General features: G+C 60.4%; 33 protein-coding genes. 16 read left to right on the forward strand and 17 right to left on the reverse strand.

The annotated features are described in order from the left end of the window. Window positions 1-46: 46 nt before the first annotated feature. The 17 genes from F7Q96_RS07465 to F7Q96_RS07540 all read right to left on the reverse strand — a co-directional run bounded on the left by F7Q96_RS07465 (window position 47) and on the right by F7Q96_RS07540 (window position 8035). The gene (locus F7Q96_RS07465; protein WP_053821955.1) at window positions 47-289 is read right to left on the reverse strand and encodes a hypothetical protein; all 243 of its coding nucleotides are present in this window, start codon (window positions 287-289) and stop codon (window positions 47-49) included. Next, complete coding sequence (locus tag F7Q96_RS07470) at window positions 286-756, reverse strand: hypothetical protein (protein WP_151022321.1); 471 nt, start codon at window positions 754-756, stop codon at window positions 286-288. The genes F7Q96_RS07465 and F7Q96_RS07470 overlap by 4 nt, the downstream gene beginning before the upstream one ends. Window positions 757-817: 61 nt before the next feature. Next, entirely contained in the window at window positions 818-1225 is a 408-nt protein-coding gene (locus F7Q96_RS07475; RefSeq protein ID WP_170266004.1) for a recombination protein NinB, read from the reverse strand. A gap of 632 nt (window positions 1226-1857) precedes the next feature. Then, complete coding sequence (locus F7Q96_RS07480) at window positions 1858-2355, reverse strand: siphovirus Gp157 family protein (protein WP_151022325.1); 498 nt, start codon at window positions 2353-2355, stop codon at window positions 1858-1860. 12 nt (window positions 2356-2367) lie between these two features. Then, window positions 2368-2997 (reverse strand): hypothetical protein, encoded by a 630-nt coding sequence (locus tag F7Q96_RS07485; RefSeq protein ID WP_151022327.1) that lies wholly within the window; start codon window positions 2995-2997, stop codon window positions 2368-2370. Between the two features lie 11 nt (window positions 2998-3008). Next, complete coding sequence (locus F7Q96_RS07490; RefSeq protein ID WP_151022330.1) at window positions 3009-3659, reverse strand: DEAD/DEAH box helicase family protein; 651 nt, start codon at window positions 3657-3659, stop codon at window positions 3009-3011. A 128-nt stretch (window positions 3660-3787) separates the two neighbouring features. After that, entirely contained in the window at window positions 3788-3979 is a 192-nt protein-coding gene (locus F7Q96_RS07495; RefSeq protein WP_151022332.1) for a hypothetical protein, read from the reverse strand. A gap of 1 nt (window position 3980) precedes the next feature. After that, window positions 3981-4202, reverse strand: a complete 222-nt coding sequence (locus tag F7Q96_RS07500) for a hypothetical protein (RefSeq protein WP_151022334.1) — start codon at window positions 4200-4202, stop codon at window positions 3981-3983. Continuing rightward, the gene (locus F7Q96_RS26785) at window positions 4199-4339 is read right to left on the reverse strand and encodes a hypothetical protein (RefSeq protein WP_170266005.1); all 141 of its coding nucleotides are present in this window, start codon (window positions 4337-4339) and stop codon (window positions 4199-4201) included. Before F7Q96_RS26785 ends, F7Q96_RS07500 begins: the two co-directional genes overlap by 4 nt. After that, entirely contained in the window at window positions 4336-4665 is a 330-nt protein-coding gene (locus tag F7Q96_RS07505; protein ID WP_151022337.1) for a hypothetical protein, read from the reverse strand. The genes F7Q96_RS26785 and F7Q96_RS07505 overlap by 4 nt, the downstream gene beginning before the upstream one ends. Further along, entirely contained in the window at window positions 4662-4916 is a 255-nt protein-coding gene (gene acpP, locus F7Q96_RS07510) for an acyl carrier protein (RefSeq protein ID WP_151022466.1), read from the reverse strand. Before acpP ends, F7Q96_RS07505 begins: the two co-directional genes overlap by 4 nt. A gap of 62 nt (window positions 4917-4978) precedes the next feature. Continuing rightward, window positions 4979-5170, reverse strand: a complete 192-nt coding sequence (locus F7Q96_RS07515; RefSeq protein ID WP_151022339.1) for a hypothetical protein — start codon at window positions 5168-5170, stop codon at window positions 4979-4981. Between the two features lie 88 nt (window positions 5171-5258). Next, window positions 5259-5450: a hypothetical protein gene (locus F7Q96_RS07520; protein ID WP_151022341.1), complete on the reverse strand. Its 192-nt coding sequence runs from the start codon at window positions 5448-5450 to the stop codon at window positions 5259-5261. Then, window positions 5447-5749: a hypothetical protein gene (locus tag F7Q96_RS07525; protein ID WP_151022343.1), complete on the reverse strand. Its 303-nt coding sequence runs from the start codon at window positions 5747-5749 to the stop codon at window positions 5447-5449. The genes F7Q96_RS07520 and F7Q96_RS07525 overlap by 4 nt, the downstream gene beginning before the upstream one ends. A gap of 196 nt (window positions 5750-5945) precedes the next feature. After that, window positions 5946-6323 (reverse strand): hypothetical protein, encoded by a 378-nt coding sequence (locus F7Q96_RS07530; protein ID WP_151022345.1) that lies wholly within the window; start codon window positions 6321-6323, stop codon window positions 5946-5948. A 26-nt stretch (window positions 6324-6349) separates the two neighbouring features. Then, window positions 6350-6661 carry a hypothetical protein gene (locus F7Q96_RS07535; RefSeq protein WP_151022347.1) on the reverse strand — a complete coding sequence of 104 codons (312 nt, stop codon included), beginning with the start codon at window positions 6659-6661 and terminating at the stop codon, window positions 6350-6352. A gap of 510 nt (window positions 6662-7171) precedes the next feature. Further along, window positions 7172-8035: a LexA family transcriptional regulator gene (locus F7Q96_RS07540; protein WP_151022349.1), complete on the reverse strand. Its 864-nt coding sequence runs from the start codon at window positions 8033-8035 to the stop codon at window positions 7172-7174. Here F7Q96_RS07540 and F7Q96_RS07545 point away from each other — a divergent pair. From F7Q96_RS07545 to F7Q96_RS07615, 16 genes are all read left to right on the forward strand, one after another. After that, a complete protein-coding gene (locus tag F7Q96_RS07545; RefSeq protein ID WP_249041654.1) occupies window positions 8034-8321 on the forward strand; it encodes a hypothetical protein in 288 nt (95 codons plus the stop codon). The genes F7Q96_RS07540 and F7Q96_RS07545 overlap by 2 nt on opposite strands. A gap of 105 nt (window positions 8322-8426) precedes the next feature. Further along, window positions 8427-8798, forward strand: coding sequence for a hypothetical protein (locus F7Q96_RS07550; protein ID WP_151022351.1), 372 nt, complete (start codon window positions 8427-8429; stop codon window positions 8796-8798). 13 nt (window positions 8799-8811) lie between these two features. Then, window positions 8812-9561, forward strand: coding sequence for a hypothetical protein (locus tag F7Q96_RS07555; protein WP_151022353.1), 750 nt, complete (start codon window positions 8812-8814; stop codon window positions 9559-9561). Next, complete coding sequence (locus tag F7Q96_RS26790; protein ID WP_170266006.1) at window positions 9558-9971, forward strand: hypothetical protein; 414 nt, start codon at window positions 9558-9560, stop codon at window positions 9969-9971. The genes F7Q96_RS07555 and F7Q96_RS26790 overlap by 4 nt, the downstream gene beginning before the upstream one ends. Continuing rightward, the gene (locus tag F7Q96_RS07560) at window positions 9958-10923 is read left to right on the forward strand and encodes a DnaB-like helicase C-terminal domain-containing protein (RefSeq protein WP_170266007.1); all 966 of its coding nucleotides are present in this window, start codon (window positions 9958-9960) and stop codon (window positions 10921-10923) included. Before F7Q96_RS26790 ends, F7Q96_RS07560 begins: the two co-directional genes overlap by 14 nt. Before the next feature lie 2 nt (window positions 10924-10925). Further along, a complete protein-coding gene (locus F7Q96_RS07565) occupies window positions 10926-11210 on the forward strand; it encodes a hypothetical protein (protein ID WP_151022358.1) in 285 nt (94 codons plus the stop codon). Next, complete coding sequence (locus F7Q96_RS07570; protein ID WP_151022360.1) at window positions 11207-11617, forward strand: DUF1064 domain-containing protein; 411 nt, start codon at window positions 11207-11209, stop codon at window positions 11615-11617. The genes F7Q96_RS07565 and F7Q96_RS07570 overlap by 4 nt, the downstream gene beginning before the upstream one ends. Window positions 11618-11628: 11 nt before the next feature. Then, entirely contained in the window at window positions 11629-12468 is an 840-nt protein-coding gene (locus tag F7Q96_RS07575; protein WP_151022362.1) for a hypothetical protein, read from the forward strand. Then, window positions 12468-12698 (forward strand): hypothetical protein, encoded by a 231-nt coding sequence (locus tag F7Q96_RS07580; RefSeq protein WP_151022364.1) that lies wholly within the window; start codon window positions 12468-12470, stop codon window positions 12696-12698. Before F7Q96_RS07575 ends, F7Q96_RS07580 begins: the two co-directional genes overlap by 1 nt. Then, window positions 12691-13119 (forward strand): hypothetical protein, encoded by a 429-nt coding sequence (locus F7Q96_RS07585; RefSeq protein WP_151022365.1) that lies wholly within the window; start codon window positions 12691-12693, stop codon window positions 13117-13119. The genes F7Q96_RS07580 and F7Q96_RS07585 overlap by 8 nt, the downstream gene beginning before the upstream one ends. Continuing rightward, window positions 13112-13606: a hypothetical protein gene (locus F7Q96_RS07590; protein ID WP_151022367.1), complete on the forward strand. Its 495-nt coding sequence runs from the start codon at window positions 13112-13114 to the stop codon at window positions 13604-13606. The genes F7Q96_RS07585 and F7Q96_RS07590 overlap by 8 nt, the downstream gene beginning before the upstream one ends. Next, window positions 13603-14055 (forward strand): helix-turn-helix domain-containing protein, encoded by a 453-nt coding sequence (locus F7Q96_RS07595; RefSeq protein WP_151022369.1) that lies wholly within the window; start codon window positions 13603-13605, stop codon window positions 14053-14055. The genes F7Q96_RS07590 and F7Q96_RS07595 overlap by 4 nt, the downstream gene beginning before the upstream one ends. A gap of 99 nt (window positions 14056-14154) precedes the next feature. After that, complete coding sequence (locus F7Q96_RS07600; protein WP_151022371.1) at window positions 14155-14409, forward strand: hypothetical protein; 255 nt, start codon at window positions 14155-14157, stop codon at window positions 14407-14409. After that, window positions 14393-14668 carry a hypothetical protein gene (locus F7Q96_RS07605; protein WP_151022373.1) on the forward strand — a complete coding sequence of 92 codons (276 nt, stop codon included), beginning with the start codon at window positions 14393-14395 and terminating at the stop codon, window positions 14666-14668. The genes F7Q96_RS07600 and F7Q96_RS07605 overlap by 17 nt, the downstream gene beginning before the upstream one ends. 82 nt (window positions 14669-14750) lie before the next feature. Further along, window positions 14751-15170: a hypothetical protein gene (locus F7Q96_RS07610; RefSeq protein WP_151022375.1), complete on the forward strand. Its 420-nt coding sequence runs from the start codon at window positions 14751-14753 to the stop codon at window positions 15168-15170. Next, complete coding sequence (locus F7Q96_RS07615) at window positions 15170-15619, forward strand: hypothetical protein (RefSeq protein WP_151022377.1); 450 nt, start codon at window positions 15170-15172, stop codon at window positions 15617-15619. Before F7Q96_RS07610 ends, F7Q96_RS07615 begins: the two co-directional genes overlap by 1 nt. Window positions 15620-15623: the final 4 nt, after the last annotated feature.

Here is a 15623-nt window from a genome sequence, read left to right on the forward strand (position 1 = left end):
ATGACGAATACGGCCAGCGTCACCGCTACAACGTCGAGACACGTTCTCATGCCTTGGCCCCGTTGCTGGGGGGCATGGCGGCGTCTACAAGGGCGTCCCATTGATCTGCCGTAATGCCAGCGCTTTCCACAGCATTCGCACGCTGGAACCGATACCGCGCCGCGTCCTGCTCCAGCTCGCGGATGTGGGCGATGAGGGAGAGAATTTGCCGCGGCGTCACACTCATTGAGGCTCGACCGCGCTTTTCCTCGGCCAGCCGCTCCAGCGCGTCTAGATTTACATCCTTCATGCTGCCTCCCGCTCGTCGAGCTCAATCCGAATCTGCGTCGTCCGGATCAGGTCGTTTGCGTACTGCAGCGTCATTTCCATCGACTCGGCGCGCAGCACCTTGATTGCCTGGCGCACTGCTGTGATGTCGGCCATCTCCAGCGGCATCGCATAGCGCAGCTTACGAGCCAGCAGCCGCAGCGGGTCAAGAGGCATCGGTCTGTGCTGTCGCATGGCGTGCGTATGGAAGGCGTCGATGATTCCTTCCAGCGCCGGAGCGGTCTCGTAGTAGTGGCCATCGTTCAGGTCGCGGAAGATCGGTGTACCGTCGCGGGTGGCCATCACTTCGCCGTCGCGCTCGATCGCGTCGAGCATGGATTCGAGCGGGTTGAACACCGCGGCCACCCTCCAGGGTTCGGAGCGCAGCTTGACGCCGCCCGAGTTCCACTTGGGGCGGTACGGCTTGCGGGGCTTCTGGCTTCTGCTCATGGCGTCACAGGAATAAAAAGGCGGTCGCGCCAGCCGGGGTGACACGGCGCGCCGCAAGCGGTCAGACGGTGCTCAACTCCACGCCGAGCGTGGTTGCGGCATACACCTCTATGCGAGTCATGTACGCCCCGAACTCCTCCACGTTGAGCGTGGTGGTGGAAATGCCGACGCTGCTGCCATCCGGCAATTCCTCGGTGCCGATGAATTGGCGCTTGAAGTGCTCGGCCCACGCTTCCGCGCTGTAACGCTTGCCGTTGAGCCATGCGGTATCGGCGATCTCGTTCAAGATGGCCCAGTAGCGTTTGTTCTGGTCCGTGCTTCGCTTGGCCCGGTGCTCGGATACCGTGATGGCCAGCGGCTTGCCGGCGTCGGCCAGTTGGCGCCAGTTGCCCCGGAGGAAGGCGTAAAGCGCCTGAGCGCCATCGTCCCCTCGCAAGACGAAGACCCGAGATAAGCTCAATCCAGCCATTGCCATACCTCCTTTCGCTTGATGGCGCTAACCGTCTGCCTTGAAATACCGAACAGCCTTCCAATTTCTTCTTGATTGGTTCCAGCCTTAAGCAACTTCCTTATTCCCCTTACCTTTTCAATGGTAAGGATCGCGCGTCCAGTTACCTGAGGCGGCCTCCTCTGCTTCGGGATACTCAGCACCTGATCGACTGACCAGCCTTTGCTAAGCCTGTATAGAATCCTGGCGTGAGGGATGCCAGTGCGCCTGGATAATTCGGCTGCTGTGATCACTTCGCCCTGGTACTCGACTAGCCTGTTATTAGTTCTCGTAGACGCTTGGGCCGCCATGCTCAGCCAGCGACAGTTCCCGGGCTCGTAGTTGCCATGAGGATCTATTCGGTCGATCGAATAACCGGGAGGGCACGGCCCCATGTCTTCCAGAAAGGCATCGAAGCTGTGCGCCCATCGTTCACAGACCTTTATTCCTCTGCCTCCGTATCGCTTGTATCCAGAAGCCGACGGATAAATGCATCTGGCGCGCATGGAACACCAGATTCGATACTCGCGCGTCTTCGAGCGTGGTGTGGCGTTGGTAGGAGCTTGCGCGTTGCTGTCGCCGCGCAGTACGAAGGTGCGGAGAGCGGTTGCCATTTACTTGATCTCCAGACGTTCGCTGCTCACAAGGCTGGCGCCGGGAACCTCGAATCCGTCCTTGATGGCCTTCTTGATGAGGGTCTTGTCCGGCTCGTACTTGGCCGGGATCTCGCGCATGTAGTCCTTCGGGATCAGGTCCACGCCGTCAATCTGCACAGAATCCGGGTTCTTGCGAACGGTGATCGTGAACTGCGGATGCTCGATCTTTTGGACACCAGCCATGTTCATGCACTGGTGCAGGTACTTCTTCACGGCATCTGCGCGTGCCCGGACACGTTTGGCCCGGTCCGCCATCGCGTCCGCTTCGGCCTTGACGCTATCCGCGAACGCCTCGAGATTGCGGATCACGAAGGCGACGGACTGCGACTTTTCGACCAAGCCCGACTCGGCCTGCAGTGTGTCGGCAATGGTCTGCTCGTCCAGGTCCATGTTCTGGAGCGTATCGGCCAGAGAGCGATGTTCAGCAGCGATCTGGTAGAGGGTGAGGGCGCTCATGGTGGGTCTCCGTCAGAAGGGGATGTCGTCGTCCATGTCATCGAAGCCGCCCCCGGAAGGAGCGGGACTAGCGTGGCGCTGTTGCGTGGCCACCGCCTTCTTGAGGGGGCGATGCTTCAGAGTGGGAAGCATCTTTGCCAGCTGCGCGGGTTGCACCTTCTTGTCCAGAATCTCGGACGCCATCAGTTCAGTGTCGGCATCGAAGAAGGCGGCCGGCACTACCTTGAGACCCAAGGAACCATCGTTCTTCTCGTATTCCTCCGTCTCGAAGAGAATGCCGATAGGGCGGTCCATCAGGTCCTCGAAGATGTCAGCCTCCACGTCCAGAACCTGATTGGCGACGCGATCCCACTTCTTGACGATGGCGGTCTTTGTCTCCAGATGCTTGACCCGCAGGCAAGTCATCAGCGCTTGCAGTTGCTTGTAGCCGAACAGTTCTTTCCCGTCTGCGTTCAGCGTCCACAGAGTGAAGTTGGCGGTTTGCTTGGCGTCGGTCTGAAAGGCGAAGTCGATGCCCCGAGTTCCCTTCGTGCTCTCGACATCTTCGGCTCGGGTGAAAACGCCGATGTACTTGCCGATCTCGGTAATGCGCTCGCTGCGTTGGTCGGCTTGACGGGCTGCGGTCGTGTTCAGGCTGTACATGCTCTAGATCCTTATGCGGTAGTGGTCAGTTCGTAAAATTTGGCGATTTTTTGATCGACCATCGCCAAGTCGTTTTCAACGGTGTCACTGTCGAACATGCCCATGGGGCTCTTCACGGTGTCTCGCCCGTTGTTCTTCGTGCTGAAGCGGTACTCACCGTCCAGCACCATCGTGCGCAGGACGATGGTCACCATGCCTTCAATGGTGATTTTTTCGTCCAGCATCTTCCCGATGGTCTTGATCTTCGTCGTGCCGCCTTGGTCTTCCTCGGTATGGCTGAGGATGTAGACGCGGGCATCGTCCGGCAGCGTGCTCGCGGCATTCAGGACTTCCCAGGCATGGCGCCCTATGTCCGTGAACTTGTCGAATCCCCGTTCGTCGCTTCGGCGCATGAACTCGTTAGCCAACAGGTACTGAAAGTCGTCAATTACGACGATGGGCCGCTGAGTCTTGCTCATCAGACCGGTGATCGTGTCCCACTTGTCGGATACGAAGATGTTGCCGGTCGGGTTCTCTTTGCTCCGGTAGCCCCATCCCTTCGCACGGAACGGCAACGGCTTGCGAATGGTCTGGATCAGCAGCGTTTCAGTAGGGTCCATGTTGCGGAGGCTGCTGCTCTTGCCGGTGCCGCTCTGCCCAAGGATCAATGTCGCTATGCTCATGGTCGTTCTCGCAGTTCAGGTGATTCAATCTGTCTCGGTACTCTTCGTGCCAGCGCATGTACTCGGCTAGTTCTTCTTCTTCGGCCTGCTGCCACTGCGCCACGGTCTGCCAGTAAGCCGGGTCCATGTCAGGCCAACCTCGCGCCCGTCATCGCGTTGTACTGGCCCTTGCGCGGGGCATTGGCCAGCGACAGCACGTAGCGATCGCCTAGCGCGGCCTTGGCCTTCTCGCGCAGTCCGTCCTCGCGTGCCTGGCGCTTTTCTGCCTCGGTCAGCGGCGACTCGTAGTGCCGCAGGTCGAATCCTTTGGTCGGGGTCATGTCATTGCTCCTTCGCGGGTTTTGCCAGGCCGCGCCACGGCGCTTCGATATTGCTTGCAGCGACTTCCCATGCGGCAGCTTCCGGTGTGTAGCCGAACACGCGCCATTTCCCTCGGCGATACGCGCAGTACAAGCTCACGGAGCCGTAGTCGCGCTGGTACACGCCGTCTCGCGCCGGCTTCACGTCAGCAGGAAACCACGGCGTCAGTTCTTGTTCGTTCACAGCCAGCTCCTTGCGATGTCGATGATGTTGGCCACCAGCAGGACGCCGATGGCGAGCCACGTTGCCGCGCGCAGACGGCGCAGGTTCTTTGCCTGGCGCTGGCGCATGGCGTTGAAGTCGCGGATGTCGTGGATCACGACTTGCCCTCCCGCGCGGCGAGCATGGCGTCGGCCAGTGCATAGGCATCAAGCGCGACACCCATCTTCCATTCTTCTGGAACGCAGCCGTGCCTTCCTGCGCGAACGTCATCCCATAAATCTCTGTACACAGCCGGCAGTGCCTTCGCCGCGAACTCGTCGCGCTGGGCCTTGCGGATCATGTCGTCCAGCCAGTCGGTGCCGCTGTCCGGCACGCGAAGGTGGATAGCGGCGTACTGGCGCGCGGTGAGGCCGCTTGCATCACTGCGGGTCCAGCCTTCTGCTTGGCACGGGAACGCCGGCTCACCGTCCTTTATCGTCGTCATGCCGCACCCCCGACGCGCATCGCAACGTAGTCGATAGCCTGCTGGACGGTTTGGATCTTCTCTGCGTCCTCGTCAGGGACTTCCATGCCAAACTCATCCTCGATGGTCATCACCAGCTCAATGGTGTCGAGTGAATCAGCCCCGAAGTCGTCGACGATTCGGTTATCGTTCGTCAGCTCGGCGTCGTCGATTGCAAACTGTTCGGCGATGATCTTGCGGACTCGTCCAGCGATGTTCGATTGGTGTTCCATCCCGTTCTCCTTCTTCACGTCGTTCAGCAGCCGCGCTAGGCCGGCGTCGGTCCATTGGGGCGTCATTGCGTGGTTTCCTTGATGTGGCGCTCGAAGATGTCCGGGTCGCAGAAGCCGTCGAACCAGAAGAGCACTCCCTGCTCGTACGTATCCGAGCTGACGACGGGCGGGACCATCTGCATTTCGTTTCCGTGGTCGTCGGTCACAAGGCCGCACAACAGGCGATGCGCCGGAAGCGTGGATCGTTGACTCATGTCAGCGCCACCCACAGCAACACGACAATCGCCGCGACCAGCGTCGGCACCACGTACACCAGTAGGGCGATACAGAGGGCGTAGCGGCTCATTGATGCTGCTCCTTGGCGCGGGCCAGCGCTGCGCGGGCACGGCTTTGCGCCCATTGCTGGAATTGGTCGCGCATCTCGGGGTCCCACGTTCTCGGGTCGGCCTCGGCAATTCCCTTGAGCGTCTGCGTCAGTTCTTCGATCAGGCATTCGTGCTCGGCCTGGCGCTTCACGGCTTCGTCGGTCGTCATTGCCGGCTCCCGGTGGCTTTGGCGAGGGCGGCGCGGGCAGCAGCAAGGCACTTGCCATCGGGATATCCGCCTTCGTCTGAGCGCTGGACCATCCATTGCAGCGCCTCGTACAGCTCCGGCGCGGCGGCGCACAGCGTTGCTGCCGCCTCTTGCTCTTCGATCTGCGGCCCGTCGATGGAGCCGATGCGATTTGTGCCCGCATAGATCCAATAGCACTCCACACCTTCGTACGGAATCGACGGCTCGAAGCGCCACTTACCCTTCGGCCACTTCTGCCCGCTCTTGTCCTGTTGATCCATGTCTGTCTCCAAGCCCGCGAGTGCGGGCGCGTTGGGTTAGAGCGTGTTGCGCGCCTTGCGCCGTACCTCTGCGGCCTGCTCGAGCCTTTCGCGCTTACTCTCGTGTTCCATCCGGTCCCACGCTTCAAGAACGAGGCTTGCGTATCGGTAGGTTTCTTTCCGGCGTCGCTCTTTCTGAAGCGGCACGACTTTCCTCTCAGGCGCCGGCATAGCGTTGCTCCTTGAGTGAGGCCAGAATTTCCGCATGTACGGCATCGAATACCGTTTGATCGGCAGGAATCCAGGTGTGTGCTTTCGTCGGATGGGCGATGTAGCTGCCACCGCGACGCTTGTACTCGTAGTACGCCGCGCGGCTTACCGCAGTTCCTTGAGAGTTAAATCTCGCAACCGCGGCCTTAATCTCCTTGTCCACACCGAACCCTTTGGTCGGGGAGGCGGCGCACGTCGTGCCGAAGTGCTTGACGTCATTGGTTTCCGTGTCGCGAATAAAGACAACACGCTTCAATCCCGTCTTCCCGCAGCATTCGCAGAAATCGCGGCTGTCATTGACCTCAAGAACTTCGTAACGGCTCATCGTCTTTCCCCTCGCGTTGTCGTTGTTCAGGCGGCTTGCCAGTGGGTATTGCCGCGCCAGTCACTGACCGGGCGTAGCGACCGCTCGTATGCCTCGCGGGCATCGCGTTCGAATCGCTCCCAGTGGGTGCCCTCGAGCGAGTCGCGCAGGCTGATCGTCGTACCGGCGATGGCGACGTCGGCCACATAGATCCGAGCGCTCATGCCGTGGCCAACGACGTTGCCGTACACCTCGACGCGCAGGTCGCCGAAGAAGGACGAGCAGAGGTGTTCCAAGTCGTCCGCCACCTCGGGCTGGCCGGGGACTCGGATCGGGGCTTGGGTGAGGGTGGCTGGCATCGCTTGCTCCAGTGGTGTAGTGCGTCGATGGATTCTATTAAACACGACGTTTAGCTGGATGTCAAACGCCATGTTTAATGAAGATTGGCCAAACGCAGTGTGTAGCGAGCGGACAACAAAAAGCCCACCTCTGAGGGTGGGCTTCCAGTGAAGTGGAGGAAGCTTAGTAGCCGCGCATGCCGCGTTGGAAGGCGTACGGGTCAATCTGGCCGGCAGGGGGCCGCGGTGGCAAAGGCATCGTGCCAGCGCCTCGTTGGAATGCGTGAGGGTCCAGTTGCGCGGGCGCCGGGTATGGGTTTCGCGTTCCAGGCTGTCCTGTGTAAGGATTCACGTTCCCAGCGGTACTGTAGTTGTTGTAGGGATTGCCATCTGGCGCGCTTCGGTAGTGCCCCTGATGGTAGTTCCCATTTCGGTCTACGTGCGGAGCCACATACACTTGGGCATTCGCATAAGTAACCCCCAGCGCGGCCAGGAGTGCCGCAAAAGCGTTTCGCATCTATTCACCCTCCGTCAAAAATCTCCAACGCCTGACCGGTACTTGACGCGGCCAATGATGCTGATGTGTTCTGTGTGTTCCGGCGCCACCATGATGGGCTCATATCGCTCATGGTTGTCACTGACCACCCTCAACCCCCCATCTGGCAGCCTGAATAGGCGCTTGACAAGCAGCTCGCCAGCATAGACCAAGGCAAAGACGCCCCCATTGGCCGGCACTCTCGTATCTGCGCGATCGACTATCACGGTGTCGTCATGGAACAGTCGCGGCTCCATGCTGTCTCCATTGACCTTCACCGCTACCAGATTTTTTGGCTTTGCATCGAGTCGTCGTATGTAGTCCGCCTGAAACGGCAACGGCTCCCTTTCCTCGATGTGCCAAGCCTCCCTCCCACTCCCCGCCGACAATTCCACGTCAATCCTCGTAACCAGAACCGTGGACTCCTTCGGGAGTTCTTCTAGGCTCTCATAAGTAACAATTGGCCGTACTACCACCCCCGCAAGCGTCGTTGGGGATGGCAGAGGATTGTAAGCAAGCGCTACAGAATTCTCGTTAAGTGTTTCTTCTATCTGAATTGCGCCGTTAGGGAGCTTGACAGCGACCATTGGTGGCGTACCAGTTTGTAGCCATGTGGCGCTACAGCCAATTTCTGCCTGAGCTTTCAACATCCCCCGCTGGGATATCCCGCGCCGCTCCCAATTGTTGATCGTTTGCTGTGACTGATTAAGCACACGAGCCACTTCCGTAGGCGTCTCTAGCCCCTTCAGTTTTCTCGCGGCCTCGTAAAGGCGAACCATGGTTTCGTGCATGGCGCGGATGTTCTCACGAGTAAACGTTTCGTTGATAAACGTAGTGTTTGACTTTCCGTTAAACGTCATGTTTAATACCCGCATGAACGCGAAAAAGACCGCCGTCCATGCGGACTGGCAAATCATCCAGAGCCTTGGCGGCCCCGCCAAAGTCGCAGAGCTGCTTGGGTACGACAAGCGGGGCGGTATCCAGCGAGTTCACAACTGGAGGGTACGAGGCATCCCCCCCTCCGTAAAGATCGCCTTCCCGGCGCTGTTCCTCCGTGAGATCACGCACAGCCAGGACGCAAGCGACGACGTGCAGCCCCCGGTTGGGCTGTCGAGCAGGAAGAAGTCGAAGAAGAACAAGCAATAAGGTCATTTATTTAGCCGTGGCATCCATTCGATGCCTTCTTTTTTAGGCGAGGCTCAAGTGTCAACTCCAGTGTCAACTGTCCCCACTCAGTTCGAAATGCCTCTTATGTGCCTGATGGAAAAGCCAAAACCTGTTGACAGCAACATCGTGGCGGCCATCAGCAGCGAGGCTCAACTGATCCGCAAGGCGATCGAACTGTCGCGGTTCAAGTTCCTGGAAAAGACGTATGCGGGATACCTGGGCCTCTCGCCTAGCCAATTCTCCAAGATCAAAAACGGACGCGACTCGGCAGGGAAGATCTGGCACATGCCCATCACGTCTGTGGCCCGGTTCGAATGCTTGGTCGGCCATACCCTGATTACTCAGTGGATCGCTTACCAGCGCGACTTGATGTTCAACGATGACCTGCGCGAGCTGCACGAAGCCGAGCAGAAGGCTGCAACTCTCCGGGCAAAGATCCTGGGGAAGGCGGCATAAGCAGGAGCAAGGGATGGATTGGTTTCGCTGGTGGCATGGCACCGTGAATGACCCGAAGTTCCAATGGGTGGCCCGCAAGAGTGGTCAGTGCGTTGGATCGGTCATCGCTGTGTGGGCAGCTCTTCTTGAGCACGCCAGCAGTGCAACGCAATGCAACGCAGATGCAACGCGAGGCAACGTTGCATCGTTCGATTGCAGCGATTTCGACGTTGCGTTCGGTTTCGAGGACGGGGTTGTCAGCGCGATTTTCGAGGCGATGGAGCAGAAGGGACTGATCGTTGACGGCGCCATTGCCAAGTGGAACGAACGTCAGCCCAAACGCGAAGATTCCGGCAATCCCTTTACTGGCGCGCTTTCCAGCACTGAGAGGTCCCGCATCCACCGCGAGAAAAAGAAACGCGAAGCATCGCAATGCAACGACATGCAACGCGATGCAACGCACGGGAACGACAGAGAAGATAAGAGTAGAGAAGAAATAAAAACAAAAACAGCGCGTGTCGCGCTCACCGTTGAAGACCTTGTTGCTGACGGTCTGACAGCAGAGACGGCCACCGACTGGCTGGCATTCCGCAAGCAGAAGCGCGCGCCTCTAACGCAGACAGCCTGGAATGGTCTGAAGGCCGAGGCAGCGAAAGCAGGGTGGTCGCTGGAAGCCGTCGTGACGAAGTGCATGGCGCGGGGCTGGCAAGGATTCGAGGCAGCTTGGGTCAAGGACGAGAAGCCAGACCTGCCGCAGCAAAGCCGATTCGCGGGGCTGAAATGACGACGCTGCCCTACGGTGCAAAGCCGATTCTGGATGCTCGCCTGAACGGCAAGCGGCCTGCCGATCTGGTGATCGTCTCGCTGGTTGGCGCGCTGGATGAGGTGAACCCGGTGGTGCTGGCGAACCCGGATCGGGACTACGACTGGCGCTGGATGCGTGGCCTGAAGGCATGCGTCTTTGCCAAGCCGGGTATCCGGTTTGCACCGACCTTGATCGGAATCGGGCGGTTCGCCCCGGAGTGGTTGGGGTTGTGGGACGTGGAGTCGCATGAGGGCGCCGACTGCATCGTCCACATCAAGCCGGATTCGTTGGATAAGCGCCGCTTCGAGGCGAGTGACTACGCGGCGATCTACTGGCCGTGGACGCAGTACGAGAACAAGCAATTCCGGGGGACCGATGAGACTGATTGACGATTCTGTAGACCTGACGCCGTACCTCCGCGAGCCGGAGGAAGGCCACAAGGTACGCGCGGCCAGCGAGTGGGCAAAGGACGTGATCGACGTTTTCTACCGACCGCGTACTGCCCCGAAAGTTGGGCTGGGCTTCCAGAAGACGTGGGCTGACTTCGAGATTCGTCCGGCTGAGGTGACGCTGTGGGCCGGCATCAATGGCCACGGCAAATCCCAGTTCGTCGGCCATGTCACGCTGAATCAGTGCCAGCAGGGCCAGCGCGTGTGCGTGGCATCGCTGGAGATGGCGCCCAAGCGTTCGATGGCCCGTATGTCGCGCCAGGCGTGGGGCGGTAACGAGCCGTCTATGGACTTCATCCGGAATTTCCATGCATGGACGGATGGCCGTCTCTGGCTCTATGACCACGTGGGCAACTCGAACCCCGAGACCATGGTGGCGATCATCCGATACGCCGCCGACAAGTTCGGGATCCAGCAGTTCGTCGTGGACAACCTGACCAAGGTCGTGGACGGCGAGGACAACTACAACGCCCAAAAGGACTTCGTGAACCGGCTTTGTACGGTGGCCCACGATACCGGCGTCCATGTCCACCTTGTTGCCCATGTGCGCAAGAGCAAGAGCGAGAAGGAGCAGCCCGGCAAGTTCGACGTGAAGGGCGCGGGCTCGATCACCGATCTGGTGGACAACGTGTTCATCGTGTGGCGCAACAAGGCCAAGGAAGAGGCTGTGCGCAGCGGGGACATGAAGTACGACCTCAGCGAGCCAGACACGATTTTGCAGCTCGAGAAGCAGCGCAACGGCGAGACGGAGGGGCACTACGGCTTCTGGTTCGACCCGGCGTCCCTGCAGTACCTGGAAGCGCGTGGTGACGTGCCACAACGCTACAAGGTCGAGCTGCCCAAGGCGGAGCGGCCTCGTTCGGAAACGGTTGATATCGAGGGGGCATTCTGACCATGAGGATCACCCAAGAGCTGGCCGCGGATCTTCGCTACCTGTCTGCCGAACTCCAATGGGAGGAAGCCGACAAGGCCGAGGTGCGGCAGGCAATCCGCGAGAACCCGGAATTCTTCGAGCATTTCTGGACCGTATTCGCGCAGGCGCATCGCCTCGGGTATCGCTTCCATGCTGAGAACGGGTTCCAGAAGTTGGACGACTTCTGCGCCAAGAACGGTCTGCCCGATCCCTATGGGCGCGAATTCACCGGCGCTGAGTTGGATGCACTGGAGCGGAAGGCATGACGCAAGACGAAATGTTGGCCATCGCTACTTGCTGCGACCCGGAGCCTGTCGCCACTACGCGCGCGGGAGACCGCATGCGCGCCCTAGGCCGGCTCAAGACCGGCGCGATGAACAAGACCGAGCAAGCCTACGCACGGCATCTGGACCTGCGCAGGCAAGCCGGTGAAGTGCTGTGGTTCCGGTTCGAGGGCATGAAGCTGCGGCTCGCGGACAACACGTTCTACACGCCGGACTTTGCCGTGATGGCGGCCGACGGACAGCTGGAGTGCCACGAAGTGAAGGGCTTCTGGACCGACGATGCGCGCGTGAAGATCAAGGTAGCAGCAGAGCAATACCCGCTCACGTTCCTGGCCGTGAAGGCCAAGGCGAAGAAGGACGGCGGCGGTTGGGCGATTGAGACATTCTAGGGAGAACTGACATGGACAAGGAAGCGGTGGGGATGGAACAAGCCGAGCGCGAGGCGTTCGAGAAGTGGTGGTTCGACTCGGACTCGTTCGAGTATGGGCATACCGAATCAGCGCAATCCGCATGGGAAGCTGGCCGCACCGCCCTACGCGCCGAGCACCTCGCGCAGCAGCCGGCAGCGCAGGCGGCGGGGCTGACGGATGAGCAGATCGAAGAAGTTTGGAGCGGCGTTGAATGGAAAGACCTGTCTCCAGTTCATGAAGGGTTCGAGAAGGCACTGCGCCTGCGTTTTGCCCGCGCCATCGAGCGCGCCCTGCTATCCCGCGCCGCGCCGAGCGCGCAGCAGGCCGAGCCGGATGGCATCGCTTGTTCTTCGTGTGGGCTGACGATGCAGCAATCGCGGATGCTGGCCGAGCAGCCCGCCGAGGAAGCGCGCGGGGTGGATGTCGTCACGCATGCAAAGATCGTTGCCAATTGCCTTATGGCGGCGAAGCAAATCCTTGGCGACCACTGGAACGGCGCATGCGACGACGCGCTCACCCATGCGGATACGCTGGTCGCCCTGCTCGCCGCGCCCGCCGCAGGGACGGGGCACGGAAAACCGTTCGGATGGGCCAGCGCCAGCAATGGCAACTATTTCACACGGTCCGAACGGATCGCCAAACGCATCGGCGGATTGGTCCCGGTCTACACCGCACCGCAAGCCGCTACCGGGGCGCAGGGGCTGATCGCGCTGTTACGTGAAGCGCGCGGCGTAGTGGAGCGGCAATGGGATGAAAGCAACACGGCAGCGGACCACGACCTGTTGCAACGAATTGATGCCGCCCTCGCCGCGTCGAAGGAGGGAGCGTGATGGACAAGCGCACGTTGGACGAACTGACGCGATTGCATTCGAACCTGACGACGTTCGGCGCCGTTATCGCCGTCTTGGAAGGCGGCACGGTCTACGGCGGCGTCGCCAGCGAGAAGGCTGCAAACCGGATCATCGCCACCTGCAAGAAGGAAATGGACCGCCTCGTCACCCGGTACGACGACTTGCGCGCCGCCTCGCAAGCGGCAGAGGGGGAGCGCAATCATGGGTGAGCTGAACCTGGACGAGCTGGGGCGGCTGGCGAAGGCGGCAACGCCGGGGCCGTGGGAATGGTGGACCAGCAATAGCTTCCTGCGCCTTAGTGGCTCGGATGGACGCGATGGCGGCGTGCTGTATGCCTGCAATATCCGGAACGAGTACGCAACCGTCGTGGTGTCCGAGGCGGATCGCCGCTTCATCGCGGAAGCACGTACCGCGTTGCCGGCCCTGATCGCCCGCATCCGCGAGCTGGAGCAGGAGAACGCCGCACTGCGGACCATTGCGGAGCGGTATCGATTCCTGCGTGACACCGCGATCCAAGTCCAGTCCTACAAGATGGGCAACCCGAATTGGCTATTCGGAGGGATGGAATTGCGCGGCCCCACATTCGACGCCGCCATCGACACGGCACGCAAGGAGAAAGGACATGGCTGAACTGATCGAGGAACTTCGCTGGAGCCTTGAGAATGGAACCGGTGGCCCGCGCACAAAGGAAGCATTGCGGCGCGCGATTGCCGCTCTGGACCGCCACGCCACGAACGGGCAGCGGGCGGGAGTGCCGGAGGGGTATGTGCTGATGCCCGTGGAACTCACGCCGGAAATGATCAAGGCTGGAGCGAACAGCGGCGGCCTGGGCATGAATTTCCTCGAATGGATGGGCCGACTGTCTATTGCATGGCGGCACATGCTTGCCGCCGCGCCCACGCCCGATATCGGAATGGCGATATCGACCGTGCCGGAGGGGTGGAGGATATCGCAGGACGAGGAAGGCATCGAGATTACGTCGCCCAGTGGGGACGGTTGCTACCTGTGGGACATCGATCAGCGGAATGCCGACGCACTGCGGCCGGATCAATACCGCGAAGTGTTCCGCCAACTGTGCCAAGACCTAATCGCCGCTGCGTCCAAGGACACGAAATGAAGACGATCACCTACGACCACACGAAGTGGAAACTGGTGCCGGTAGAGCCGACGCCGGAAATGATCGTCATAGCTGACAGAACATTCGCAACCCCGGGCAGTTCGACGCGAGCGAGATACGGTGCGATGCTGGCAGTCGCGCCAGAAGCCCCGGAGAGGCAAGAGCCGGCGTCTCCGGATGAACGTATTCAAGCGTTATTCCGCAGCCGGCTGACCCCGTATGGGATGTTGATCCGCGCACTCAGGATCGTTGCTGGCTCGTCCCTTTATGAAATGGCCGTGAGCATGGACAAGTCGCCGGCAGAGCTGTCCGCCATCGAAATGGGGCGCAAGCCGGCTACGCCTGAACTCGCATCGCTCACAGCCAAGTTCTTTGCCGACAAGGGTATCCACGGCACGCAGGCGGCGCTCATGGTCGCGGTTGAGGCCAGCAAGGGGGAGAAGGGATGACGTGGCTTCATCAATTCCTGTTGCAACTGGCCTGTTTCGCGCCGTTGGGGCTCATGGCGGTTGTGGCCGTGTATCTGGCGTTGAGGAAAGGACCGCGCGATGACCAATGACCAGATGCGCGAGGCGTGGCTCAAGTCCGGCATCCGGGCCACGGCCGTCAACTACACCGTATTCCGGGCGGCTTGGTACGCAGCCCACACCATCGGCTTCGCCGCCGGCATGGAGCAGGCCGAAAAGGTGTGTCGCGTTCACGCAGAGTGCTGCCGACAAGCAGAAAGCCCGGTAGGCGCGTGGCATGCAGAAGCCTGTGCCGACGCCATCCGCGCGGAGATACCGCATGTGGTCCAAGAATAAATCCAAGCCCACCACCGCAGAGCGCCGGCACATCGAGCGCATCAAGTCGATGGACTGCGGGTGCTGTGGTGCCCGTGGTCCGTGCGATGCGCACGAGATCAACCAAGGCCAGTGGTACACGGCAATCCCGCTCTGCCAGGACTGCCATACCGGCGCGTTCAACGGGATCCACGGGCAGAAGCGCATGTGGAAGGTGCTAAAGAAGGACGAAATCTCAGTGTTGAACGACACCATCCGGCTACTTATGGAGGCGGCATGACCATCTTGCTTGGGGTTGGAATATTCATGCTTGGCGCGTGCGTAGGAGCGATTGCGGCGCTCGCCGTCAGCTATCAGGAGGAATGATGGCATATACCGCAACCCCAACTAGACAGGAACGCCCTTCGGCGCTTTCGTCCTATCGGTACGACGCGCTTGACGACTTGCTGTATGACTGGTTCCAGCGCGAGCAGAACTATGCGCCAGTCATCGGATACAGCCGCGTCGATCCGGCTTGCACCCACGCTGTGACCTCGCGCCAGTGGGACAGCATCGATGACGTGCTCGATAGCCGCGTGGAAGCCTATGTCATGCCCCTGATCTCGGCGGCGATGGATGAGCTTCCCGGCGATTATCGGCTCGCCATCCTGATCGAGCAACGCAACCGCATGGGCCCCGCGGTGTACCGGAACCCGCGGGCAGGGGATCGGCAGCCGGAGGCTTATGCCCAGGCGAAGGAAGCAATCAAGCCGATCCTGCGGCGGAAGGGGGTCGAGTACTGATGAGCGAGAAGAAGATTGCCCCAAGAGCGGCTTTCGAAATGCAGAAGCGCAATGCGCAATCTCGCGGCATTGGCTGGGAACTGACCTTTGAACAGTGGTGGGAAATTTGGGAGCCGGTCTACCACCTCCGGGGCCGTGGGAAGAACGGCCTGTGCATGGGAAGGGAGCGGGACGAGGGCCCATATGCTGTCGGGAATGTCTACATCACGACAAACCTTGGCAACATGATGGACTATCACCGGCGCGGCAAGCGCGTGGATAAAAAGCGCCAAGAGGCAATTGAGCGAGGCGGCGCACCTGTTAACGGCTATGGATGGGCGCACCCGAAGGGGAGAACGAAGGGAATTGAAACCCGGAGTGAGGCGATGAAGCAAAAACGCAAAGGGGACCACTATATAGCTTGCGTTCTCGATGGAGATGATGTACTCTGCGCATCAGAGTCGCCCTAGGTGC

Source organism: Cupriavidus gilardii (assembly GCF_008801915.1).
GTDB classification, from domain to species: Bacteria; Pseudomonadota; Gammaproteobacteria; order Burkholderiales; family Burkholderiaceae; genus Cupriavidus; species Cupriavidus gilardii.